The organism is Rhodoplanes tepidamans (assembly GCF_030813915.1).
In the GTDB taxonomy this organism is placed as follows: Bacteria; Pseudomonadota; Alphaproteobacteria; order Rhizobiales; family Xanthobacteraceae; genus Rhodoplanes; species Rhodoplanes tepidamans.
Window position 1 is genome coordinate 160,177 of record NZ_JAUSUJ010000013.1, and the last position, 23,141, is coordinate 183,317.

Consider the following 23,141-nt stretch of genomic DNA (forward strand, 5'->3'; position numbering starts at 1 on the left):
CCGCGGTCGCGCACCGCCACACGGCGCGCGGACGTAAGGTCCGCGTAAGGATCGCGGGGCCCGTGCCATCCGGGCCTCACGACCGCTTGACGAAAGCCCGGTCCTGCTTCAACGGAGCTGACGGCGGCTAGACGCCGCGTGCTCCAGCCATCGCCGCTGGAAAGGAAACCACCCATGACACGATATGCGCTGCTTCTCGCCGGGCTGGCTCTCGCCGGCCCGCTGGTCGCCGGTCCGGCCGTCGCCTGGGAGCCGAAGGGACAGGGCGAATGCATCGCCCCGGCCAATCCGGGCGGCGGCTGGGACATCACCTGCCGCACCGCCTCGACGGTTCTGCAGAAGACCGGCGCCTTCAAGGGCTCGATCTACGTCACCAACATGCCGGGCGGCAGCGGCGCCGTGGCCATCGCCAACGTCGCCACCAAGCGCAAGGGCGATCCCAATCTGATCGTGTCGGCCTCCAACGCCCTCACCTTCACGGTGGCGCTCGGCCGCACGCCCTACACCTTCAAGGAGGTGATGCCGCTCGCGCAGGTCGGCGCCGAGCTCGGCGGCTTCTTCGTGCGGGACGACTCCAAGTACAAGACCCTCGCCGACCTGATCGCCGCCATGAAGGCGGATCCGAAGTCGGTCACCTTCTCGGGCGGCTCGGCGCCGGGCGGCCAGGACCACATGAAGGTCGCGCTGTTCGCCAAGGCGATCGGCGTCGAGCCGACCAAGGTCGTCTACGTGCCGTTCCAGGGCGGCGGCGAGGCGCTCACCTCCATGCTGGGCGGCCACACCCAGGTCGCCGCGCTCGACGTGTCGGAGGCCACCGGCCAGCTCGAGGCGGGCAAGATCCGCGGCCTCGCCGTGCTGTCGGACAAGCGCTCCACCAAGTTCCCCGACATCCCCACCGCCACCGAGCAGGGTGCAAAGGTCAACTACGTGATCTGGCGCGGCTTCTACATGGCGCCGGGCGTGCCGAAGGAGGCCTATGACTGGTGGATCGCCACCATGAAGGCGATGGTGGCCTCGCCGGAGTTCGCCGCCGAGCGCGAGAAGCTCGGCTGGGAGCCGGTGACCCGGTTCGGCGACGAGTTCGCCCAGTACGTGAACGGGGAAGCCGCGCAGTACCGCGTCCTCCTGAAAGAGCTCGGCTTCCTGAAATAGCCGTTCGGCCGCCGTGCCGGGCCGCCGGCCTCGGCACGGCACCCCGCCGGCCGGCGTGACCGCGTCACGCCGCCGGACGGACGCCGAATGCACGAACGAGCAAGGATGCGCCTCATGGACATCGCCACGCGCGGGTCGCTCCGCACCCGCCTCGAAGGCCTCGTGATCCTGCTGGTCGCCGGCGGATATCTCTGGGAGACCTTCGACATCCCGGACTTCTACCAGCTCCCCGACACGCCCGGGCCGAAGACCTTCCCGGAGCTGCTGGGGCTGGTCTTCGCCTTCATGGGGCTGTGGCTCCTCGTCTCGCCGGCCGACATCATGGCCCGCATCCGCGCCAAGGGCGCCGGCGTGGCCGCGAGCGTCCCACCGGCCGCGCCGGCGCAGGAGAGCCTGCTCGCCCGGCTCGGCATCGACGGCTACTTCGTCGCGCTGTGGGTCGTGGTCCTCGCCTATCTGTGGTTCATGCCGGACGTCGGCTTCCCGGTCGCCACCTTCGTGCTGCTGTTCGCCTTCACCTGGCTGCTCGGCGAGAAGCGCCTGCACATCCTGTTCGGCCTGTCGCTGGGCGTCACGGCGGTGGTGTTCTTCGGGTTCAAGTACGGACTGAACGTGCGGCTTCCGCTCGGCGTCCTCGACTTGCTGGCTTCGTAGGGGGCGACCATGTTCGAGCATCTCCTGAACGGCTTCGCCGTCGCCCTGCTGCCCCTGAACCTGCTGATCGCGCTCTGCGGCTGCCTGGTCGGCACGCTGATCGGCGTGCTGCCCGGCCTCGGGCCGACCGCGACGCTCGCCATGCTGATCCCGCTCGTCTTCAGCATGCCGCCGGCGACCGCGCTGATCCTGCTGACCTCGGTCTATTACGGCTCGATGTACGGCGGATCGACGACCTCGATCCTGGTCAACATCCCGGGCGAGTCCGCCTCGGTGATCACCACGATCGACGGCCACAAGATGGCCATGCAGGGCCGCGCCGGCCCGGCCCTCGCCGTCGCGGCGATCGGGTCGTTCATCGCCGGCACCTTCTCGGTGCTGATGCTGACCTTCGTCGGCGCGCCGATCGCCCGCTACGCGCTGCTGTTCGGGCCGGCCGAGTTCTTCGCCCTGATGGTGTTCGGCCTGTGCACGGTGGCGAGCCTGACCGGCACCAACGTGACCAAGTCGATCATCTCGACCTGCCTCGGCCTGATGATCGCCACCATCGGCATCGACCTGGTCTCGGGCGCGGCGCGCTTCACCTTCGGCAACCCGTTCCTGCAGGACGGCGTCGACTTCGTCGTGGTGGCGATCGGCATGTTCGCCCTCACCGAGGTGGTGATCACGGCGCGCGAGGTGCACGAGGGCACGCGGGCCCAGATCGTCAAGGCCGGCAAGGTGTGGATCTCCTGGTCGGAGTTCCTCTACAGCCTGCCGGCGATCCTGCGCGGCACCGTGTTCGGCTTCGTCATCGGCATGCTGCCCGGCGCCGGCGCGACGCTCTCGACCTTCATCGCCTACAATCTCGAGAAGCGGGTCTGCCGGCATCCCGAGCGGCTCGGCACCGGCGACATCCGCGGCGTCGCCAATCCCGAGTCGGCCAACAACGCGGCGAGCGGCGCCTCGCTGGTGCCCCTGCTCACGCTCGGCCTGCCGGGCGGCGGCGCCACGGCCGTCATGCTCGGCGCCCTGATGATGCTCGACATCACGCCGGGCCCGCTGATGTTCGAGAAGCACGGCGCCATCGTGTGGACGCTGATCGCCAGCATGTATGTCGGTAACACGCTGCTGCTGCTGCTCAACTGGCCGCTGGTCAACGTCTTCGCCCGGGTCATGCGCATCCCGGCCATGTACCTGATGCCGACCGTGCTGGTGATCTCGACCATCGGCGTGTGGTCGCTGAGCTACAGCGCCGTCGACCTGGTGCTCACCGGCGCCGCCGGCCTGCTCGGCTACTACATGCGGGTCAACAAGTATCCGGTCGAGCCGCTGATCCTCGGCCTGATCCTCGGCGGCCGGCTCGAGCAGGCGTACCGCCAGGCGCTGATCATCTCCAAGGGATCGAACATGATCTTCCTGGAGAAGCCGATCTCGCTGGTGCTGCTGATCTGCGCCGTGCTGTTCCTGTTCCTGCCGATGCTGCTCAAGCGCTCGAAGCAGTACAAGGCCGTCGCGGAGACCGCCGAGGCGGCGTGACGGCGCAGGCTGCGATCCCGACCGGAGCCCGGCGCCTCGCGGCGCCGGGCTTTTGCGTGTCCTGCAGCGCGCGAGCGACGTGATCCGGCGCACACGGCGGCCGGGCCGTGATGAACACCCGGGCAGGCCCGGTCGTCCAAACGGGAGGCACCCTCAACGAGGATTACCCCCGTGTCGAACCGATCCCTCTCGAACACCATCGCGGCCGGCGCCGCCGCGATCGCCCTGGCCTGTGCCGCGGCGGGCCCGTCGCTCGCCGAGGACGCCCGGATCAAGTCGCTGTCGTTCGCCGTCAGCCCCCATTTGCAGCCGCCCGACATCGAGGTGACGTCGAGCGACGGCACGAGGTGGGACACCATCGTGCCGAAGGACATCCGCTTCTGGGCCGACATGGCGGTCGACACGCGCTGGCCGGGCTATGTCGAGCAGGTCGGACTCTTCCTGGGAGCCTGTGAAAACCTGCAATGCGGCAACGGCTATCCGCTGCTCCTTCACGAATGGCCCGCCACCCGCGACTATTCGGGCAAGAAGCTGATCACGGCCTCCACGAGCGTGATCCCGGTGTCGTCCGCGACCGGCATCGCCGTAGTCCCCCATGGCGACGAGATCCTGCGGAAATGCAATGCCGGCCTGCAGCCGGACGGCGCCACCAGGCCGCATTCGTTCTCGCATGCGGTGACCCTCTCGTTCTCGGTGAACACCAGAACCCAGGCCGGCAAGATCACGCCCGGCGAGGTGCAGGACGGTCCGCCCGCCTACAACGGCGGGGAGGTGACGCGGCGCGACGAGCTTCCGGTCGTGGTGCACTGCCGCGCGACCGCCAGGACGGCCACGAATCCGCGCCCCGATCCGCATCGGCAGCCGATCACGGCGACCAGCCTCGACCTCTTCCTCGCGACGGTCCTGCAGCCGGGCGAGCGTGGGCCGTCCGGCACGACCTGCAAGCCCGTGCGGGTCACGACCCGTGTCGCGACCGACCGGGACGGGCCCGTCAGCGTGCGGCTGTGGCGCAAGGTCGACGCCGGGCCGATCACCAGCGAGAGCAAGCAGCTCGTGACGTCCGGCCTCCCGGCCGGCGGCTTCGGCGACGACTGGGTGAAGACCGAGACGGTCTCCAAGACCACGACCTTCCTCTACAAGGCCGAGGTGATCGGCGGCACCTTCGCCCCGTCGACGCCGTGGAAGAGCATCACGGTCCACTGCAACGGCGACTTCGTCTCCCCGACCGTCGACCGTGATCCGGTCGCTCCCCCGGCCGACCGCAAGCCGGAGAACCGCCAGCCGGCCGGGCTCGTGGCGCCGCCCGTCGCTCTGCCGCCGGCCCCGAAGCCGCGGCCGCCGCGACTCGTCTGCATCGGCGGCACCGTGACGGCCACCACCTGCCTGTGCCCGCCGACCGACCGGCTTGCGAAGACGAGCCCCACGACCATGCGCTGCATCGCCACCGCGCCGGCCCGCGAGCGGCCGCTCGCCCCGGCCGTGGTCGGACGCCCGCTCGGAGCCGGCCCGCAGACGCTCGTCCGCCCGGGCATCGGCCCGGGTCCGCGGCCGGGCTTCGCGCCGCCGCGCGCCTCCCTCGGGGGCCCGCGCCTGGTCCGCTGATCCCGTCACGCAATCGCTTGCGTCGCGCGGCCCTTTCGGAGAGGGTCGCGCGTCCTTTTTCAGCAACGGAGCCGACGTGCCGTCCGACATCGTCCTGGTCACCGGAGCCAGTGGTTTTCTCGGCGCCGCCGTCGCGAACGTTCTGCGCCGCGACGGATTTCGCGTGCGTGTTCTCGTGCGGCCGACGAGCCCGCGCGAGAATCTCGATCCCTCCGACGAGGTGGTCACCGGCGACCTGACAGACCGGGCCTCGCTCGCCCGCGCCATGCACGGCGTCCGGCATCTCTTCCACGTCGCGGCCGACTACCGGTTGTGGGCGTCCGATCCGTCGGTGCTGTTCCGCGTCAATGTCGACGGCACGCGGCTGGTGATGGAGGAGGCGCTGCGCGCCGGCGTCGAACGCGTCGTCTACACGTCGAGCGTCGCCACGCTGCGGCTGGCCGAGGGCGTGGTCGCCGACGAGACCATGCCGCTCGACGCCGACCACGCCATCGGCGCCTACAAGAAGAGCAAGGTGCTGGGCGAGCGCGTCGTCGAGGAGATGGTGGCGCGTGAAAGACTGCCGGCCGTGATCGTCAACCCGTCGACGCCGATCGGCCCGCGCGACGTCAAGCCGACGCCGACCGGCCGCATCATCGTCGAGGCGGCCGGCGGCCGCATGCCGGCCTTCGTCGACACCGGCCTCAACCTCGCCCATGTCGACGACGTCGCGGCCGGGCACCTGCTCGCCTTGCGGCGAGGCGAGGTCGGCGAGCGCTACATCCTGGGCGGCGAGAACGTCTTCCTGCGCGACATGCTGATCGAGATCGCCCGCCGGGTCGGCCGGCGGCCGCCGCGCCTCGAGCTGCCGCGCCGCGCCCTCTTCCCGCTCGCCTGGGCGGCCGAGGGCGTCGCCAAGCTCACCGGCCGCGAGCCCTTCGTCACCGCCGACGGGCTGCGGCTGGCCAAGTACCGGATGTTCTTCGACGACAAGAAGGCCCGCCGTGAGATCGGCTACGTGTCCCGCCCCTGGCAGGACGGCATCGCCGACGCGCTGGCGTGGTTCCGGCAGGCCGGGATGGTGGGGTAGCCCTGGTCATTCCGGGGCGCCGCGGAGCGGCGAACCCGGACTCCAGCCACGAGGACGGTGTTCGACGCTGGATTCCGGGTTCGCGCCTGCGGCGCGCCTCGGAATGACCGGAGCGTTCAGCGTGTTCCGAGATCCATAAACCCGCCCCGCACCGCCCCCGACCTCTCCGCCGTCGTGATCACGTCGGCATCGGTCAGCGCCGCCAGCTCGTCGGCGTAGCGGTAGCCCGGCGCATGGCCGGGAAACACGTCGGCGGTCGCGGGATGGACGTAGATCTCCGTGCCGCCCTCCGGCAGGCGGTCGATCAGCGCGGCGACGCGCGGTGCCGTCATGGCGCCCGACCAGGCGAGGCCGAAGACCTGATCAGGAACGACGAAGCCCGCCTGTCGGGCCCGTGCCGCGAGCGTTCGGGCCCACCCCGCCGTCGCCCTGGCGCCGGACGGCGAAGCCCCCTGCCCGCACGCATCGACGATCGCCGCCGGCTCGACCGGCAGGCGCAGGCCCGTCACGCCGGCCTTTCGCGCTTCCTCCATCACGACGGAGAGGATCGTCGGGTGCAGGTGAAAATGCTTGTGCGCGTTGACGTGGTCGAGCGTCAGCCCGGTCTCGCGGAACGCCGAAAACTGCGCCGCCACCTCGGCCCGCATCTGGTTGCGCACGCGCGGAACGCCGAAGATCTCGAACGCCAGCCGCACCATGTCGCTGCGGAACTGTCCGTCCGCATCGACGAGGTCGGGCACCTGGTCTCGTGAGAGAACGGGCCGCGACTCCAGCAGCACGACGTGCAGGCCGACCCTCAGGCCGGGCAGTCGCCGGGCGCGGGCGACCGCGTCGGCCGCCGCCGGCGCGCCGACCATCAGGCTCGCGGCGGAGAGGATTCCGTCGCGATGCGCCTGCTCGATCGCCGCGTTCACCTCGACGGCGAGCCCGAAGTCGTCGGCCGTGACCACGAGGCGCTTCATGACCACGTTCCGGCGTCTCCTCCGAACCCTCTCCCCTCGTGGGAGAGGGTGGCCGCGCGAAGCGCGGACGGGTGAGGGGGCGTGCCGCGAGCTCCGAGCGAGAGGATGGCTCCCTCACCCGGCTCGCCGCTTCGCGGCGATCCACCCTCTCCCGCGAGGGGAGAGGGTCGGTCCGTGCTCGCGGCAGGTCTTTTCAAGACCCTCGGCTCAGCAGGCCTGGGCTTCCTTGCGCTCGCGCAGGAAGCGGAAGAACTCGACGCCTTCGCGCAGGCGGCGCTTCATCATCTGGGGCGAGCGCACCATCTCGGAGACGATCGAGGCGATCTTCGGCGCGCGCAGGTAGAACCGGCGGTAGAAGTCCTCGACCGAGCCGAAGATCTCGGTGTGCGAGAGGTGCGGATAGTTCATCGCCGCCGCCTGAACGCCGTGCTGCGAGACGAGCTGCATGTTCTCGTCGAGCAGCCAGCCCTGCTCGATCGCCTGGTTGTACAGGAACGTGCCCGGATAAGGCGCGGCGAGCGACACCTGGATGGTGTGCGGATTGATCTCGGTGGCGAACCGGATCGTCTCCTCGATGGTCTCCCGGGTCTCGCCCGGCAGGCCGAGGATGAAGGTGCCGTGGATCTGGACGCCGAGGTCTTGGCAGTCCTTGGTGAACTTCTTCACCGTCTCGATCCGCATGCCCTTCTTGATGTTGTGCAGGATCTGCTGGTTGCCCGACTCGTAGCCGACGACGAGCAGGCGCAGGCCGTTGTCGCGCATCACCTTGAGGGTCTCGCGCGAGACGTTGCCCTTGGCGTTGCACGACCACATGATGCCGAGCTTGCCGATCTCACGCGCCAGCTCCTCGACCCGCGGCGCGTTGTCGGTCAGCGTGTCGTCGTCGAAGAAGAACTCCTGCACCTGCGGGAACGCCTGCTTGGCCCAGCGCAGCTCGTCCATCACGTGGCCGACGCTGCGCACCCGGTAGCGATGGCCGCCGATGGTCTGCGGCCACAGGCAGAAGGTGCAGCGCGACTTGCACCCGCGTCCCGTGTAGAACGACAGGTACGGGTGGCGCAGATAGCCGGAGAAGTAGTTCTCGATGACGAGGTCGCGCTTGTAGACCGGGCTGACGAAGGGCAGCGAGTCCATGTCCTCCAGGATCGCGCGATCCGGATTGTGGCTGATCACGCCGTCGCGGTTGCGCCAGGAGATGCCGTTCACGCTCGCGAGGTCGCGGCCTTCGGCGATCTCCTTCACGGTGAAGTCGAACTCTTCGCGGGCGACGAAGTCGACCACGGGCGACGCGGCCAGGCAGCCGTTCGGGTCGACCATCGCCTTGGCGCCGACCAGGCCGATCATGGCGGAGGGATTGGCGGCCCGCACGGCCTCGGCGGTGCGGATGTCGGACGAGAAGGACGGCGTCGAGGTGTGCAGCACCACGAGGTCGCGGTTCTTCACCTCGGGCAGCACGTCGTCGATGCCGAGCCGGTGCGGCGGCGCGTCGATCAGCTTGGAGCCCTCGACCAGCGCGGCCGGCTGGGCCAGCCAGGTCGGGTACCAGAAGGAGCGGATCTCGCGCTTCGACTGATAGCGGGCGCCGGCGCCCCCGTCCCAGCCGTCGTAGGAGGGCCCCTGCAGGAACAACGTACGCATCATGTCTGGGACTCCCCTTTCGCGGCGGTGCCGGGAATGGTCCGGCCCGGAGCGTCCTGCTCCGTGAACGTCCCGTCCGCCCGCATCCGATAGTCCTGGTCCTTCCAGGTCACCCCGCGGCCGAGGAAACTCGCCACGAACACCGCGAAGGTCAAGAGGTCGCGGACCGGCACCAGCGGAAGAGCCGGGACGGGAAGCGCGAAGGCCACACCCACGCGCCACGCGAGCGCGGCGCGTCCCACGATCGCTGCGAGCGCGAGGCCGAGCGCCGGCCGCCCGCCCCCGAACGCCGCCGCGAGCAGCGCGAAGCCGAGCGGATGCGTCACCACCGCGCCGGCCCAGCCGGCCGGATCGAGGCTCATCACGGTGCGGGCCCAGCGCAGCTCGTGCGACCAGGCGGCGGCGAGGCTCGCCTCGTCGCAGCGGTGGACGACGGCGAACGACGGGACGAGGACGGCGCGGCGACCCGACGCGCGCACGGCGGCGCCGATCGCGTAGTCGTCGGCCAGCGTGTCGACGAACGACCGGAAGCCGCCGAGCCCGTCCAGGGTCGTGCGATCGAGCGCGATCAGCGCGCCGAAGCAAGGCTTTGCGCGGCCGAGCTCGAGCCCGAGGACAGCATTCGGCAGGAAGTGCGAGACGAGCCCGAGCGCCACCAGATCCGACCACACCCCGGCCGCCCCCTGCCCGCCATACAGGCAGGTCACCGCCCCGACGCCCGGCTGGCGCAGCGCCGCGACCACCCGCGAGAGGTCGTCCGGGCGCAGCCGGATGTCGGCATCGGACAGCACCACGACCTCGTGCCGGATCTTCGCCGCCATGTTGATCAGGTTGGAAACCTTGCGGTTCGTGCCGTGCACGGCCGGGTCGATCACGAGGTCGATGGCGATGCCGGGATGGCTCGCGATCAGCCGCTCGACCACGGCGACGGCCGGGTCGGCCGGATCGGCGACGCCGCAGACGATCTGCAGCGGCCCCGGATAGCGCTGCCGGCACAGGGTCGCGAGGTCGTCGAGCAGCCCGGGCGGCGCCCCGTGCAGCGGCTTCAGCACCGTCACGCCGGGCGCCGGCTCTCCCTCGGGCACGCCCGGCGCCGGCCGGGCCGCGAAGCGTCCGACCAGCACGGCCGCGACGGCGAGATAGGCGCAGCCGGCGGTCGCGAGCAGCATCAGCAGAATGGCGAGAACAATGGCCATGGCGGATCAGCCGGCCGGCCGCGACGCCGAAACGTCGCGCCGCTCCCGCCAGCGCCGGCCCTCCATCCACTGCCAGACGACCAGACCGGGCAGGCCGGTGGCGAGATCGGCGACGCGCTTGACCAGCGACAGCGCCATCGCCTGGTCGGGCGGGATGCCGAACACGGCGCACAGCACGATCAGCCCGCCCTCCTGGGCACCGAGCGCCCCCGGGATCGCGAAGGCGGCGCCGCGGATCGCGTGCATCAGGCTCTCGATCACCAGCGCCTCGGCGAGGCTCACCGGATGGCCCATGAACCAGAAGGCGACCAGCACCTCGCCGACGCCGGTCATCCAGTCGAGATAGTGCAGCAGCAGGCTCGCGCCCATGCGGGTGCGGCTGGCGTGCAGGGCCGAGAGGTCGCGGAACAGGCGGTCGACCTTCTCGCCGACCACCCGGGCCCAGTCGCCGCGGAAGCGCGCCAGCACCCAGCCGAACGCCTTGTGGCCGCCGCGCCGCTGGGCGATCCAGAAGCCGACCAGCGCCGGCACGGCGAGCGCGAGCCCGCCCGCCGCGATCCAGGCGACCGACGAATCGGCCCCGAGCCAGATCAGCACGGCGAGGCCGGTGAGGGCGAACAGCGCCTGCGTGACCGCGAGCGCCAGCACGTCGACGATCACGCTCGCGGTGGCGAGCGCGCCGGGCACGCCCTTGAAGGTGAGAAGACGGGCGCCCAGGAGGTCGCCGCCGACCTGGCCGAGCGGCAGCAGCGCGTTCGCCCCCTCGCGCACGAAGCGCAGCGACAGGCAGGTGGCGAGCGGCGGCCGCTCCTTGGGCGGGAACAGCACCCACCAGCCGACCGCCGCGACGCTGGCGGTGCCGGCCCGCACCAGCACGACGAGGACGATGCCGACGCCGATGGAGGCGACCGCGTCGCGCACCAGGCCGGTGCCCGACCAGACGGTCAGGCCGATCAGCACGGCAATGCCGATCAGGAGGCCGAGAACCCCGGTGGTCCGAACGATGCGCATGCGCCGTCCCGGAAAGCCCGGTTACTCCGAACCGCCGGGCCGGCGCGCGTCGCGGCTCACCAGAACTGCTGGAACGTGAACGCGCGGGTGAAGCCGAAGCCGAACGTCACCTGGTCCGGCGAGCCGCGGTACGTCACCAGCGGCGAATCGGCCGAATCGCCCATCAGGCGCTGGTACTCGACATAGACGTGGGTGGCGAGCTCGGGCGTCCAGAAGTAGCGCGCCTGGGCGCCGACGCCGACCGAGGAGAGGCCGCCCTTGGGATCGTAGGTCGGCAGGCCCGACCAGAAGGACTGCCAGGCGTCGATGCCGAAATAGGGCTCCAGCGCCTTGTCGGTGGCGAACGAGACGCGCGGGCCGCCGGAGAGCGTCAGGGCCGGCGTCACCGGCACCACGAAGTCGCCGCTGAGGTCGGCGACGACGCCCTGATGGCCGCCGAAGCCCTGCCGGACCTCGGCGCGGGTGCGCAGCCAGGGGGCCCACCAGTATTCGACGAAGCCGCCCACCTCGACCGCCCAGTCGACGTCGCCGAGGCCGTAGAGCGCGCTCGAATCGGATTCTTTCCGCTGGGCGCGGACCTTGAGGTTCGGACCGATCTTCAGCTGCTGGGTCTCGAACAGGGCGATGCCGGCGCCGTCGCGCGGCGCCCGGAACTGCTCCGGCGTCCCGGCCCGACGGAAGCCGACGATCGGCGCCGCCCGCACCGTGTAGGTGTCGGCGCCGACGAACTCGGTCTCGACCCGGCCCTCGAGCCCGAGGGTGGCGATCCATTCCGGCTTGGCCGGCTCGGTGTAGTTCTTCTTCACCAGGATGTCGGTGCCGAGATCGGCCGCGAAGGCCGTCCCGGCGAGGACCAGCGAAGCCGTCACGAACGCCGCGCCGAAGCGCACAGACCGGTTCTGCAAAGCACTGCCTCGTTCCGCTGCCCGGCGCCTGTCGATGCCGGGAGTCGCCTTCCGCGATGGTGTCAAACTACACCGCGGCCCGATGCGGCGCAAAATCGCCCCCGGGCCGGACCAGGCCTTCACGTTCGGCCGGATAGCTTAACGATGCCATAACGTTGGACGGAACGGCGACGAATTCGGGGTAGCCCGCTACAGGCGCCCGGCCCCGCCTCCGCGTGAATTCCCGCGGCCTGTGGCGATGCGGCCACAGCGCTGGAAAAAAGCCCGAAATCGCCACCCGTCCGCCACCGGCCGGGGGCGATGCCCTATTGTCGTCGCATCCGGACACTGACGTTCGGGGCGGCGGCCGCAGTCGCGCGTCGGGCCGATCCACATCCATCATCGCAGCACTGGAAGGAGCGTTTCGATGCGCAGAGCCATACTCGTCGCCCTCGCCGCCCTGACCGCGCTCGGCTCGGCCTGGAGCACGGCCCGGGCCGAGAACCTCGATCCCGAGGAGCGCTACACCTACGGGCGCTACACGACCCGCTACTCGGCCGGGCAATCCAGCATTCCCAAGGCCAATGTCAGCTTCGACGCGTCCTACGCGCCCGGCACCATCGTGGTGAACACCAGCGAGCGCAGGCTCTATCTGGTCACCGCGCCCGGCCAGGCGATCCGCTACGGCATCGGGGTCGGCCGGGACGGCTTCCGCTGGGCCGGCAGCACGGCCGTCTCGGCCAAGAAGGAATGGCCGACCTGGACGCCGCCGGCCCAGATGCGTCGCCGCCAGCCCGGCCTTCCGGCCATGATGAAGGGCGGCATCGACAACCCGCTCGGCGCCCGCGCCCTCTATCTCGGCTCGTCGCTCTACCGCATCCACGGCTCCAACGAGCCCGAGACCATCGGCCAGGCGGTGTCCTCCGGCTGCTTCCGGATGACCAATGACGACGTCATCGACCTCTACGACCGCGTCCGCGTCGGCGCCCGCGTGGTGGTGCTGAGGTAACGGCGCTACCGCCCCTTCTCTTCCCTCTCCCCTCGCGGGCGGGTGAGGGGGAAGAGCGGAAAGAGAAGACCAGGCGGCGGGCGTCAGCCCCGCCGCGCCGGTTCGCGCGACAGCCCGGCGGCGGCGATCTCGGCCTCGTAGTCGGCCTCCCAGGCCGCGAGGTTTCGGCCGCAGTCGAGCAGGTACTCCCAGCTGAAGATGCCGGTGTCGTGGAGATCGTCGAAGACGAGCCGCACCGCGTAGTTGCCGATCGGCTGGACCTCCAGGATTTCGACGGTCCGCTTGCCGGCGACGAGCTTGCGCTCGGCCGGCGAATGCCCCTGGACCTCGGCGCTCGGGCTCCGCACGCGGAGAATCTCGGCCGGCAGCGCGAACCGCTCGCCGGTGTCGAAGGTCACCTCGAGGGCCCTGCGGTCCTTGCGGAGCCGCAGTTCGGTCGGCCAGGGTATCGGCGCCGCGGGGGTGGTGCTCATGGCTCCGTCTCGTCTGGAATCGGCGGGAATCGGCCGTGCGGCCGGCATCGGCCGGCGATCATGCGTCGCGACCGCCGCGAAAGCGACCCGGAAGAGCCGCGCCGGTGGCGGCCCGGGGTCGCAGGAATCCGCCTCCCCGGGACCGGCCGCAGGCATTATATAGAAACATTCGAGCTCCCCGTCGCGGCCGCGCCCGGCTGCGGCGTCCGCCGCGACCATCCGCCCCGAACCGCCGAGGAGACCCCCGCGATGGCGTTCGAGACCGTTTCGGCTGCCGCGCCCCCCGCCCCGCTCGCCCGGGCCGAGGCGGCGCCGGCCACGGCGCCGCTGGTCGATCCCTTCGGGCGCGCCATCACCTATCTGCGCGTCTCGGTGACGGACCGCTGCGATCTCCGCTGCGTGTACTGCATGTCGGAGCACATGACCTTCCTGCCCAAGGCCGACATCCTCAGCCTGGAGGAGCTCGACCGGCTGTGCACGGCCTTCGTCGCGCGCGGCACCCGCAAGCTGCGCATCACCGGCGGCGAGCCGCTGGTGCGGCGGGGCATCATGACGCTGTTCCGCTCGCTGTCGCGGCACATCGACACCGGTGCGCTGGAGGAGCTGACCGTCACCACCAACGGCTCCCAGCTCGCGCGCTACGCCGGCGAGCTCGCCGACTGCGGGGTGCGCCGCATCAACGTGTCGCTCGACACGCTCGATCCGGTGAAGTTCCGCGAGATCACCCGCTGGGGCGACATCGACCAGGTGAAAGCCGGCATCGCGGCGGCCCAGCGGGCCGGCATCCGCGTCAAGATCAATGCGGTCGCCCTCAAGGGCGTCAATGAGGACGAGCTCGGCGACCTGCTCGCCTGGGCGCATGGCGACGGCATGGACCTCACCATCATCGAGGTGATGCCGCTCGGCGACATCGGTGAGAACCGGCTCGACCAATACCTGCCGCTCTCGATGGTGCGGGCGAAGCTCGCCGAGCGCTTCACCCTGACCGAGACCGACTATCGCACCGGCGGGCCGGCCCGCTACGTGCGGGTCGCCGAGACCGGCGGCCGGCTCGGCTTCATCACCCCGCTGACCCACAATTTCTGCGAATCCTGCAACCGGGTCCGGCTCACCTGCACCGGAACCCTGTTCATGTGCCTCGGCCAGGAGGACGCCGCGGATCTCCGTGCCGCGCTGCGCGCCGCGCCCGACGACGCCCTCCTCCATGCCGCCCTCGACGAGGCGATCGGCCGCAAGCCCAAGGGCCACGACTTCGTCATCGACCGCCGTACCAAGCGCCCCGCCGTCGCCCGCCACATGAGCGTGACCGGGGGGTAGGACCTCGGCACCGGTCGTTCCGGGGGGCGGGCCGTGAGGCGCACGAACCCGGGCTCCGGCCGCACGGTCCGCGCCTGCCGACGGATTCCGGGTTCGCGGCTTCGCCGCGCCCCGGAATGACGGGCGCCCTCCCGCACTGCCGCATGCCGGGCCAAGGGAAAGTCGGGATTGACGCGGCGGTTTGATCGGTCCTATGCGAAAGATTGCCGTCTGGACGCATCCGCGCCGGACCGATCAATCGTGGAGCGCGCCGCCTCGCGACGCTGCGATCCCGTCGCGCAGGTGATCCCGTGACCGTCCTACTCGGCCTCAGCCGCCTCGTCGATGCCGTGAATGCGCGCCTCGGGCGGTCCCTGAGCTGGCTCATTCTCGCCGCCATCCTGGTCTCGGCCGTCAACGCGATCGTGCGCAAGCTGTTCGGCGTCTCGGCGAATGCCTGGCTCGAGCTGCAGTGGGTGCTGTTCGGCGCCGTGTTCCTGATGTGCTCGCCCTGGACCCTGCTCGACAACGAGCACATCCGCATCGACATCGTGAACACCCGCTTCCCGCGCGGCGTCCGCAATGCGATCGAGATCGTCGGGCACGCCCTGTTCCTGCTGCCGCTGTGCCTCGTCATGATGGTGACGAGCTGGCCGTTCTTCGTGAAGTCGGCGCCGAGCTGGGACCAGGTCGGCGCCGCGCTCGCCGCCTTCCCGGCGGCGTTCTCCGGATCACCGGACGCCTGGCTGCGCGGTCTGATCACGTGGTGGACGCAGCTCATCGGCGTCGGCGAGCAGTCCTCCAACGCCGGCGGCCTGCCGCAATGGCCGGCCAAGTTCCTGATCTTCGCCGGCTTCACGACCCTGTTCGTGCAGGGCGTGTCGGAGCTGATCAAGCGGATCGCCGTCGTCATGGGCCGCATTCCGGACCCGCACGGCGGGCCGGGCGGCCACCTGTCCTCCTTCGAGGCGGACGCCGAAGACTTGGCCGAAAAGTCCGGCCGCGCGCAACGCTGACGCCCGGACCCGGCCATGACCGCTTTCCTGATCGACAACATGGCCCCGATCATGTTCGGGGCGCTCGTCGTCTTCCTGCTGCTCGGCTACCCGGTCGCCTTCTCGCTGGCCGCCAACGGCCTCGTGTTCGGGCTGATCGGCATCGAGCTCGGCCTGTTCGGCCCGAACTTCCTGCAGGCGATGCCCGAGCGCGTGCTCGGCGTGATGAGCAACGAGACGCTGCTCGCGGTCCCGTTCTTCACCTTCATGGGCCTGATCCTCGAACGCTCCGGCATGGCCGAGGACCTGCTCGACACCATCGGCCAGCTGTTCGGCCGCATCCGCGGCGGCCTCGGCTACGCCGTCGTGTTCGTCGGCGCCCTGCTCGCCGCGACCACCGGCGTCGTGGCCGCCTCGGTGATCTCGATGGGGCTGATCTCGCTCCCCATCATGCTGCGCTACGGCTACGACCGTCGCGTCGCCTCCGGCGTGATCGCGGCCTCCGGCACGCTCGCCCAGATCATCCCGCCGTCGCTCGTCCTGATCATCATGGCCGACCAGCTCGGCCGCTCGGTCGGCGACATGTACGAAGGGGCGTTCCTGCCCGGCCTGATGCTGGCCGGCCTCTACGCCGGCTACATCTTCGTCGTCTCGACCTTCTTTCCGACCGCGGCGCCCGGTCTTCCGCCCGACGCGATCGGCTTCCGCGAGGAGAACGGCCGCCGCGGCATGACCTCGCTGGCGATCCTGACGCTGGCCAGCATCGCCTTCGGCTGGCTGGTGATGCTCGAGTCGAGCACCCGCGGCGCCGACCGCGTGGTGCTGACCATGTTCTTCGCGGTCCTGTTCGCCTTCGCGGTGGCGGTCGTCAACGTCGTGACGACGCGGGCCTTCGGGTTCCGGTTCCTGTCGAAGATCGCCCAGCAGGCCACCGTCGTGATGGTGCCGCCGCTGTTCCTGATCTTCCTGGTGCTCGGCACGATCTTCATCGGCCTCGCCACGCCCACCGAGGGCGGCGCCATGGGGGCGGTCGGCGCGGTCGCGCTCGCCGCCGCCAAGCGGCGCCTCACCCTGGATCTGGTCCGTCAGGCGGTGCGGGCGACCGCCAAGCTGTCGGCCTTCGCGATCTTCATCCTGATCGGCGCCCGGGTGTTCTCGCTCACCTTCTACGGCGTCAACGGCCACGTCTGGGTGGAGCACCTGCTCACCTCGCTGCCGGGCGGCGAGGTCGGGTTCCTGATCTTCGTCAACCTGCTCGTCTTCGTCCTGGCCTTCTTCCTCGACTATTTCGAGCTCGCCTTCATCATCATCCCGTTGCTGGCGCCGGTCGCCGACAAGCTGGGCATCGACCTGATCTGGTTCGGCGTCATCCTCGCGGTGAACATGCAGACCTCGTTCATGCATCCGCCGTTCGGCTTCGCGCTGTTCTTCCTGCGCTCGGTGGCGCCCAAGTTCCCCTACCGGGACCGCGTCACCGGGCTGGAGACGGCGCCGATCACCACCGGCCAGATCTACTGGGGCGCCGTGCCGTTCGTGATCATCCAGCTGATCGGCGTGGCGATGGTGATCCTCTTCCCGCAGCTCGTGATGCACTACAAGGGCTCGGCCTCGACCGTGGATCCGAAGACGATCGAGATCCAGATCGCCCCGCCCGAGACCCCGCCGGCGCTCGACCTGAGATAGGGCTGCGTCTCGCCGCCACCACCACCTTCGTGGGGTGGGCAAAGGCGCGGAGCGCCGTGCCCACGCTGTCCAGCGCCGGCGACGCGAGCCGCGTGGGCACGGCGCGCCTTCGGCGCACTTTTTCCGACCCTACGAACTCGCGAATCCGAGCAAAGCAAAAAAAGCCCCGGAGCGGCGCTCCGGGGCTTCGGCGTCACGACACGATCGGACGGGAACGCGTCCCCGTCAGCCGCGGGTGCGGCTGCGGATCATGTAGGTGTCGTAGTTGTACTCGGCGACCTGCCACCAGAAATACTCGTCGTTCCGGAACGCCTGCATGTCGGCCATCATGGTCTTGAACGTCTCGTTCTTGGCCCCGATCTCGGCCCACAGCTCGTTGGTGGCCTTGAAGCAGGCGTCGAGGATGTCGTTCGAGAACGGCCGCAGCTGGCCGCCGGAGGCGAGGATCTTGCGCAGGCCCTGCGGGTTGAGCGCGTCGTAGCGGGTGATCATGTAGTTGGTGGCGGCGTGTCCGGCGTTCAGCAGGATCGCCTGATAGGTCTTCGGCAGCTGGTTCCACTTGTCGAGATTGACCCAGCCGTGGACCATCGGGCCGCCTTCCCAGAAGCCCGGGTAGTAGTAATACGGAGCCACCTTGGCGAGGCCGAGCTTCTCGTCGTCGTAGGGGCCGACCCACTCGGCCGCGTCGATGGTGCCCTTCTCCAGCGCCGGGTAGACGTCCGGGCCGGCGAGCTGCTGCGGCACCACCCCGACCTTCTGCAGGACCTGGCCGGCGATGCCGCCGATGCGCATCTTGAGGCCCTGGAGATCGGCCGCGGTCTTGATCTCCTTGCGGAAGAAGCCGCCCATCTGGGCCCCGGTGTTGCCGATCGGGAAGCCGTAGACGTTGTACTTCTTGTAGAACTCGTTGAACTTCTCGTTGCCGCCGTTCTGGAACAGCCAGGCCGCCTGCTGGCGGGCGTTCAGCCCGAACGGCACCGCCGCGGCGATCGCGAAGGTCGGGTCCTTGCCGACGTAGTAGTACGACACCGAATGGCACATCTCGACCGTGCCGCCGGCCGTGGCGTCGAGCGCCTGCAGGCCGGGAACGATCTCGCCCGCGGCGAAGTGCTGGATCTGGAACTTGCCGTCCGTCATCTCGGCGACCTGCTTCACCAGCATCTCGCCCGCCCCGTAGAGCGTGTCGAGCGACTTCGGGAAGCTCGAGGTCATGCGCCACTTGATCTCCGGCATCGACTGGGCGACGGCCGGGGACGCAACCGTGCTGGCGACGGCGCCGGCCGAGCCGGCGGCGAGCGCGCCGAGGAACTGACGTCTCTTCATCCTGGGTTTCCTCTCTGGACCGTGAGGCGGGGCTTCGGCGGCTTGAAAATCTCGCCGCGTGACGATTGGAACCCGCTCTAGCACACGGGGGCCGCGACGCAAGCGCGGCAGACGGCGGATCGCCCTCTCCCGGGCCGCCCCTCCCCCGGAGCGCCCCGGCGGCGCGCCCGGCCGGCCCGGTCCGGCCGCCGTGCCGCACCGCCAAAAGGAAACGGCCCGGGCGGCAGCACGCCCGGGCCGCGGTTTCGGGCCCCGGAGGGCCCGCCGGGCGCGCCGCGGCGCGCCCGGCACGGGGCGGCGCCGTCAGGCGCGCTCCACGCACATGGCGATGCCCATGCCGCCGCCGATGCACAGCGTGGCGAGGCCCTTCTTCGCGTTCCGACGGCCCATCTCGTAGAGGAGGCTCACCAGGACGCGGGCGCCCGAGGCACCGATCGGATGGCCGAGCGCGATGGCGCCGCCATTGACGTTCAGCTTCGCCGGGTCGAAGCCCATCTCGCGGCCGACCGCGCAGGCCTGCGCCGCGAACGCCTCGTTGGCCTCGACCAGATCGAGGTCGGCGACCGACCAGCCGGCCTTCTGGAGCGCCTTCCGGCTCGACGGCACCGGGCCGATGCCCATGATCGAGGGATCGCATCCGGCCGTCGCCCACGATGCGATACGGGCGAGCGGGGTGAGACCGCGCGCGGCCGCATCCTTGGCGCTCATCAGCACCAGCGCGGCGGCGCCGTCGTTGATGCCCGAGGCGTTGCCGGCCGTCACGGTGCCGTCCTTGGCGAAGGCCGGCTTGAGCTTCGCGAGCGCCTCGACGGTGACGCCGGCGCGCGGGAACTCGTCGACCGACATGACGATGTCGCCCTTCTTCGACTTGATCGTCACCGGCACGATCTCGTCGTTGAAGCGGCCGGCCTTCTGGGCCGCCTCGGCCTTGTTCTGCGAGCCGGTCGCGAAGGCGTCCTGCTCCTCGCGCGAGATCGACCACTTGGCCGCGACGTTCTCGGCCGTGGTGCCCATGTGGTAGCCGTTGAAGGCGTCCCACAACCCGTCGCGGATCATGGTGTCGAGGACCTCGGCCGGGCCCATCTTGATGCCCGCGCGCAGATAGGTGGCGTGCAGCGAGCGCGTCATGCTCTCCTGTCCGCCCGCCACCATGATCGCGGCGTCGCCGGTGGCGATCGCCTGCGCGGCGAGCGCGACGGTGCGCAGGCCGGAGCCGCACACCTGGTTGATCGTGACCGCGGTCTTCTCGGCCGGGATGCCGGCCTTGATGGCGGCCTGGCGGGCCGGATTCTGTCCCTGACCCGCGGTGAGGACCTGGCCGAGCAGGACCTCGTCGACCTCGGCCGGGGCGACGGAGGCGCGCCGCAGCGCCTCGACGATGGCGATCTGGCCGAGCTCGTGGCCGGCCAGCGGGCTCAAGGTGCCGTTGAACGATCCGATCGGGGTCCGCGTCGCGGACACGATCACGACGTCAGTCATGGCTGTCATTCCTTACGGGAGTCTTCTTGGAGGCGGAGGCCCGCCGCGGACGCGGCGGGCCTCCTCGGGCGGGGCCGGTGGCACCCGGTCCCGCCGCGGGGTATCACGCGTGCGGGGCCAGGATCCAGAGTAGGAAGAGTACCATCGGCACGTGGAACAGGAACTGGGTGAAGCAGAAGCCGACGATGTCACGCGCCTTGAGGCCGAGCACGCCGAGCAGCGGCAGCATCCAGAACGGGTTGATCAGGTTCGGCAGAGCCTCCGCAGCGTTGTAGGTGGAGACCGCCCAGCCCATGTGGGCGCCGAGATCCTTGGCCGCCTGCATCACGTAGGGCGCCTCGACGATCCACTTGCCGCCGCCCGACGGGACGAAGAAGCCGAGCACCGCCGAGTAGGCGCCGATCACCACCGGGAACGTGTCGACATTGGCGATCGACACGAAGAAGTCGGCGACGTGGTGCGCGAGGGTGACGCCGTCCGAGCCGGGCACCGCCGTCATCAGCGCGGCGACCGAGCCGTAGAACGGGAACTGCAGCAGGATGCCCGTCGTGCTCGGCACGGCGGCGGAGACGGCCTTGGTGAAGCTGTGGATGTTCCGGTGCAGCACCAGGCCGACCATCAGCAGGATGAAGTTGTAGGTGTTGAGGTTGCCGATGACCGACAGCGGGGCCTTGGCCATGAACTCGGTGACGACCCAGCCCAGCGCGATCACGCCGATCACGATCGGCAGGATCGTCGTGTATTCCGGCCACTCGCCGGGACGGCTCGCCTTGGTCTGCGACACCGGCGCGTCGTGCGGATCGCAGCCCATGTCCTCGGCGGTGCGGGCATGGCGGCCCTTCGGCGCCGAGAAGTAGGCGATGGCGACCGAGACGATCGTGATGATGACGGCCATCGCGATCGAGTTCCACTTGAAGATGGTCTCCGACAGCGGGATCAGGCCGGTGATGTCGGAGATCGTCTTCGGCAGCGAGGCCGGATTGGCCTGCAGCATGGCGGCCGACGAGGAGAGGCCGAGCGCCCAGGTGGCGCCGAGGCCGAGATAGGCAGCCGCGCCGGCGGCGCGGTAGTCCATCCGCAGCTCGGTGCGGCGGGCGAGCGCGCGGATCAGCAGGCCGCCGAGAACGAGGCTCAGCGCGTAGTTGATGTAGGACGCCATCATCGACACGAACGACACCCAGGCGACCGCGCCGGCGGCGGAGGTCGGCACGAGGGCGAGCTTGTCGATCAGCTTGGTGGCGGGCGGCGAGACGGCCAGCACGTAGCCGGTGATCACCACCATGGCCATCTGCATGGTGAAGGGGATGAGCGTCCAGAAGCCGTTGCCGAAGCTCTTGGCGATGGCGACCGGCGAGGCGCCGGTCGCCAGGTTGCCGGCCGCGACGACGAGAACGGCGAAGATCACGAACACGAACGCGTCGGGGTACCACCGCTCGGCCCAGGCCGTGAACGAATGGGCCATGCGGGCGAGGACGCCCGCGCTCGTCTCGTCGACGTCCTGGACAGGGACGTTGCTGGTAGCTTCGATGGACATGTCTGTCTCCGATCGATGTCCGGTTGCGCCTGTCGTCAGGCGGCGAGCTGCATGGTGGGAACCGTGGCGGGAACGATCAGGCGGGCCTCGGTGGCGGCGACGACCTGCTCGACCGTGACGCCGTCGGCGACCTCGAGCAGGACGAGCCCCTCGTCGGTCGGCTGGATCACGGCGAGCTCGGTGACGACGAGATCGACGCGCCGTACCGAGGTGAGCGGCAGGTTGCACTTCTTCAGGATCTTCGGCGCGCCCTTGGCCGTGTGGGTCATGGCGACGATGACGCGCTTGGCGCCGGAGACCAGATCCATGGCGCCGCCCATGCCGGGCACCATCTTGCCCGGCACCATCCAGTTGGCGAGCTGACCGGCCTCGTCGACCTGCAGGCCGCCCAGCACGGTGACGTCGAGATGGCCGCCGCGGATCAGGCAGAACGAGGTGACGCTGTCGAACGCGCCGGCGCCCGGGATGATGCTGGTCGGGGTGCCGCCGGCGTCGGTGAGCGCGTCGGCCGCGACGCCCGGCTCGGGCAGCGGCTGCATGCCGATGACGCCGTTCTCCGACTGGAAGAACACCTGGATGCCGGCCGGCAGATACTTGGTCACCAGCGTCGGCAGGCCGATGCCGAGATTGACCAGGTTGCCGTCCTTCAGCTCCTGGGCGACGCGCTTGGCGATGATGGTCTTCTCGTCCATGTCAGTTGCTCCGGGCGACGAGGTGATCGACGACGACGCTGACGGTCTCGACCTGATCGGGCGGGATGAGACCGACCGGCACGATCTCGCCGGCCTCGGCGATCACGGTGTCGGCGGCGAGCGCCATCACCGGATTGAAGTTGCGCGCGGTGAGCTCGTAGGAGAGGTTGCCGTAGTAGTCGGCCCGCCAGGCGCTGATCAGCGCGAAGTCGGCGCGCAGCGGCTCCTCGACCAGGAAGGTCTTGCCCTTCACGTCGATGGTCTGCTTGCCTTCGGCCACCGTGGTGCCGACGCCGGTCGCGGTGAGGACGCCGCCGAGCCCGGCGCCGCCGGCGCGGATGCGCTCGGCGAGCGTGCCCTGCGGCACCAGCTCGACCTCGATCTGGCCGTCGATCATCTGCTTCTGGGTCTCGGGGTTGAGGCCGATATGCGAGGCGACCAGCCGCTTCACGGCACCGGCGCGGATCAGCTTGCCGATGTCGACACCGGGACGCGCCGTGTCGTTGGCGATGATGGTGAGATCCTTGCGGCCCTGGCGGACCAGCTCGTCGATCAGGCGGTGGGGCGACCCGACACCCATGAATCCCCCGATCATCAGCGTCGCGCCGTCGGGAATCTTCGCGACCGCCTGTTCGAGGGCGGTGACCTTGGACATGACGAATCCCTTTCGTTGAAGTCATCCGGGCGCCGGATCGCCGTCGCGGGGCCGCGGCGGCGGGCGCGCCGGAAGCGTGCCACGTGGCCTGTTCCGCAAGCCCCGTGCCACGTGAGGAAACGCCCGTCCTGCAAGGCTTCCCGCGATTGCTGCGGCGCAGCACCGGTCCGCTCGGCACGCGCAGTTCTGTTCACGGCTGCGCAAGATCTTGCGCACCCTCGGGCGCGCCTTGCGTAGTTGTCCGCATGTCGTTCGAAGCGCATGTCCGCATCCGAAACATCACGACTTGCGGCCCCGGGATCGCAGCGCAATAAGA

At 70.1% G+C, this 23,141-nt stretch carries 20 protein-coding genes; 9 read left to right on the forward strand and 11 right to left on the reverse strand.

Annotated elements, in window-relative coordinates; genetic code table 11:
• Positions 1-174: 174 nt before the first annotated feature.
• From J2S22_RS16825 to hpnA, 5 genes are all read left to right on the forward strand, one after another.
• On the forward strand, positions 175-1,152 hold the full coding sequence (locus tag J2S22_RS16825; protein ID WP_272778544.1) for a Bug family tripartite tricarboxylate transporter substrate binding protein: 978 nt from the start codon (positions 175-177) through the stop codon (positions 1,150-1,152).
• Positions 1,153-1,266: 114 nt separating this feature from the next.
• A complete protein-coding gene (locus J2S22_RS16830; protein WP_272778545.1) occupies positions 1,267-1,806 on the forward strand; it encodes a tripartite tricarboxylate transporter TctB family protein in 540 nt (179 codons plus the stop codon).
• A gap of 9 nt (positions 1,807-1,815) precedes the next feature.
• Positions 1,816-3,324 (forward strand): tripartite tricarboxylate transporter permease, encoded by a 1,509-nt coding sequence (locus J2S22_RS16835; protein ID WP_272778546.1) that lies wholly within the window; start codon positions 1,816-1,818, stop codon positions 3,322-3,324.
• Between the two features lie 171 nt (positions 3,325-3,495).
• Positions 3,496-4,926: a hypothetical protein gene (locus J2S22_RS16840; protein WP_272778547.1), complete on the forward strand. Its 1,431-nt coding sequence runs from the start codon at positions 3,496-3,498 to the stop codon at positions 4,924-4,926.
• A gap of 76 nt (positions 4,927-5,002) precedes the next feature.
• Positions 5,003-5,995: a hopanoid-associated sugar epimerase gene (gene hpnA, locus J2S22_RS16845; RefSeq protein WP_272778548.1), complete on the forward strand. Its 993-nt coding sequence runs from the start codon at positions 5,003-5,005 to the stop codon at positions 5,993-5,995.
• Between the two features lie 116 nt (positions 5,996-6,111).
• Here hpnA and hpnK read toward each other — a convergent pair whose 3' ends face one another.
• The 5 genes from hpnK to J2S22_RS16870 form a co-directional block, all read right to left on the reverse strand.
• The gene (gene hpnK / locus J2S22_RS16850; protein ID WP_272778549.1) at positions 6,112-6,957 is read right to left on the reverse strand and encodes a hopanoid biosynthesis-associated protein HpnK; all 846 of its coding nucleotides are present in this window, start codon (positions 6,955-6,957) and stop codon (positions 6,112-6,114) included.
• Positions 6,958-7,164: 207 nt separating this feature from the next.
• Positions 7,165-8,595, reverse strand: a complete 1,431-nt coding sequence (gene hpnJ, locus J2S22_RS16855) for a hopanoid biosynthesis associated radical SAM protein HpnJ (RefSeq protein WP_307155851.1) — start codon at positions 8,593-8,595, stop codon at positions 7,165-7,167.
• Positions 8,595-9,791 (reverse strand): bacteriohopanetetrol glucosamine biosynthesis glycosyltransferase HpnI, encoded by a 1,197-nt coding sequence (gene hpnI / locus J2S22_RS16860; protein WP_272778551.1) that lies wholly within the window; start codon positions 9,789-9,791, stop codon positions 8,595-8,597. Before hpnI ends, hpnJ begins: the two co-directional genes overlap by 1 nt.
• Positions 9,792-9,797: 6 nt before the next feature.
• The gene (locus tag J2S22_RS16865) at positions 9,798-10,802 is read right to left on the reverse strand and encodes a lysylphosphatidylglycerol synthase domain-containing protein (protein WP_272778552.1); all 1,005 of its coding nucleotides are present in this window, start codon (positions 10,800-10,802) and stop codon (positions 9,798-9,800) included.
• Between the two features lie 56 nt (positions 10,803-10,858).
• Positions 10,859-11,707, reverse strand: coding sequence for a MipA/OmpV family protein (locus tag J2S22_RS16870; protein ID WP_272778553.1), 849 nt, complete (start codon positions 11,705-11,707; stop codon positions 10,859-10,861).
• Between the two features lie 406 nt (positions 11,708-12,113).
• On the opposite strand from J2S22_RS16870, the gene J2S22_RS16875 reads away from it, so the two are divergent.
• The gene (locus J2S22_RS16875) at positions 12,114-12,695 is read left to right on the forward strand and encodes a L,D-transpeptidase (protein WP_272778554.1); all 582 of its coding nucleotides are present in this window, start codon (positions 12,114-12,116) and stop codon (positions 12,693-12,695) included.
• A gap of 83 nt (positions 12,696-12,778) precedes the next feature.
• On the opposite strand, the gene J2S22_RS16880 is transcribed toward J2S22_RS16875, so the two are convergent.
• Positions 12,779-13,168 (reverse strand): gamma-butyrobetaine hydroxylase family protein, encoded by a 390-nt coding sequence (locus tag J2S22_RS16880; protein WP_272778555.1) that lies wholly within the window; start codon positions 13,166-13,168, stop codon positions 12,779-12,781.
• 249 nt (positions 13,169-13,417) lie between these two features.
• Between J2S22_RS16880 and moaA the strand changes: the two genes are divergently transcribed.
• The 3 genes from moaA to J2S22_RS16895 all read left to right on the forward strand — a co-directional run bounded on the left by moaA (position 13,418) and on the right by J2S22_RS16895 (position 17,142).
• A complete protein-coding gene (moaA, locus tag J2S22_RS16885) occupies positions 13,418-14,485 on the forward strand; it encodes a GTP 3',8-cyclase MoaA (RefSeq protein WP_272778556.1) in 1,068 nt (355 codons plus the stop codon).
• Between the two features lie 290 nt (positions 14,486-14,775).
• Positions 14,776-15,480, forward strand: coding sequence for a TRAP transporter small permease subunit (locus tag J2S22_RS16890; protein WP_272778557.1), 705 nt, complete (start codon positions 14,776-14,778; stop codon positions 15,478-15,480).
• 15 nt (positions 15,481-15,495) lie between these two features.
• On the forward strand, positions 15,496-17,142 hold the full coding sequence (locus J2S22_RS16895; RefSeq protein WP_272778558.1) for a TRAP transporter large permease: 1,647 nt from the start codon (positions 15,496-15,498) through the stop codon (positions 17,140-17,142).
• 225 nt (positions 17,143-17,367) lie between these two features.
• Here J2S22_RS16895 and J2S22_RS16900 read toward each other — a convergent pair whose 3' ends face one another.
• The 5 genes from J2S22_RS16900 to J2S22_RS16920 form a co-directional block, all read right to left on the reverse strand.
• Positions 17,368-18,465, reverse strand: coding sequence for a TRAP transporter substrate-binding protein (locus tag J2S22_RS16900; protein ID WP_272778559.1), 1,098 nt, complete (start codon positions 18,463-18,465; stop codon positions 17,368-17,370).
• A 303-nt stretch (positions 18,466-18,768) separates the two neighbouring features.
• The gene (locus tag J2S22_RS16905) at positions 18,769-19,953 is read right to left on the reverse strand and encodes an acetyl-CoA C-acetyltransferase (RefSeq protein ID WP_272778560.1); all 1,185 of its coding nucleotides are present in this window, start codon (positions 19,951-19,953) and stop codon (positions 18,769-18,771) included.
• 94 nt (positions 19,954-20,047) lie between these two features.
• The gene (locus J2S22_RS16910) at positions 20,048-21,478 is read right to left on the reverse strand and encodes a short-chain fatty acid transporter (RefSeq protein WP_272778561.1); all 1,431 of its coding nucleotides are present in this window, start codon (positions 21,476-21,478) and stop codon (positions 20,048-20,050) included.
• A 35-nt stretch (positions 21,479-21,513) separates the two neighbouring features.
• Positions 21,514-22,170 carry a 3-oxoacid CoA-transferase subunit B gene (locus J2S22_RS16915; protein WP_272778562.1) on the reverse strand — a complete coding sequence of 219 codons (657 nt, stop codon included), beginning with the start codon at positions 22,168-22,170 and terminating at the stop codon, positions 21,514-21,516.
• 1 nt (position 22,171) lies between these two features.
• A complete protein-coding gene (locus tag J2S22_RS16920; RefSeq protein WP_272778563.1) occupies positions 22,172-22,825 on the reverse strand; it encodes a CoA transferase subunit A in 654 nt (217 codons plus the stop codon).
• Positions 22,826-23,141 lie beyond the last annotated feature (316 nt).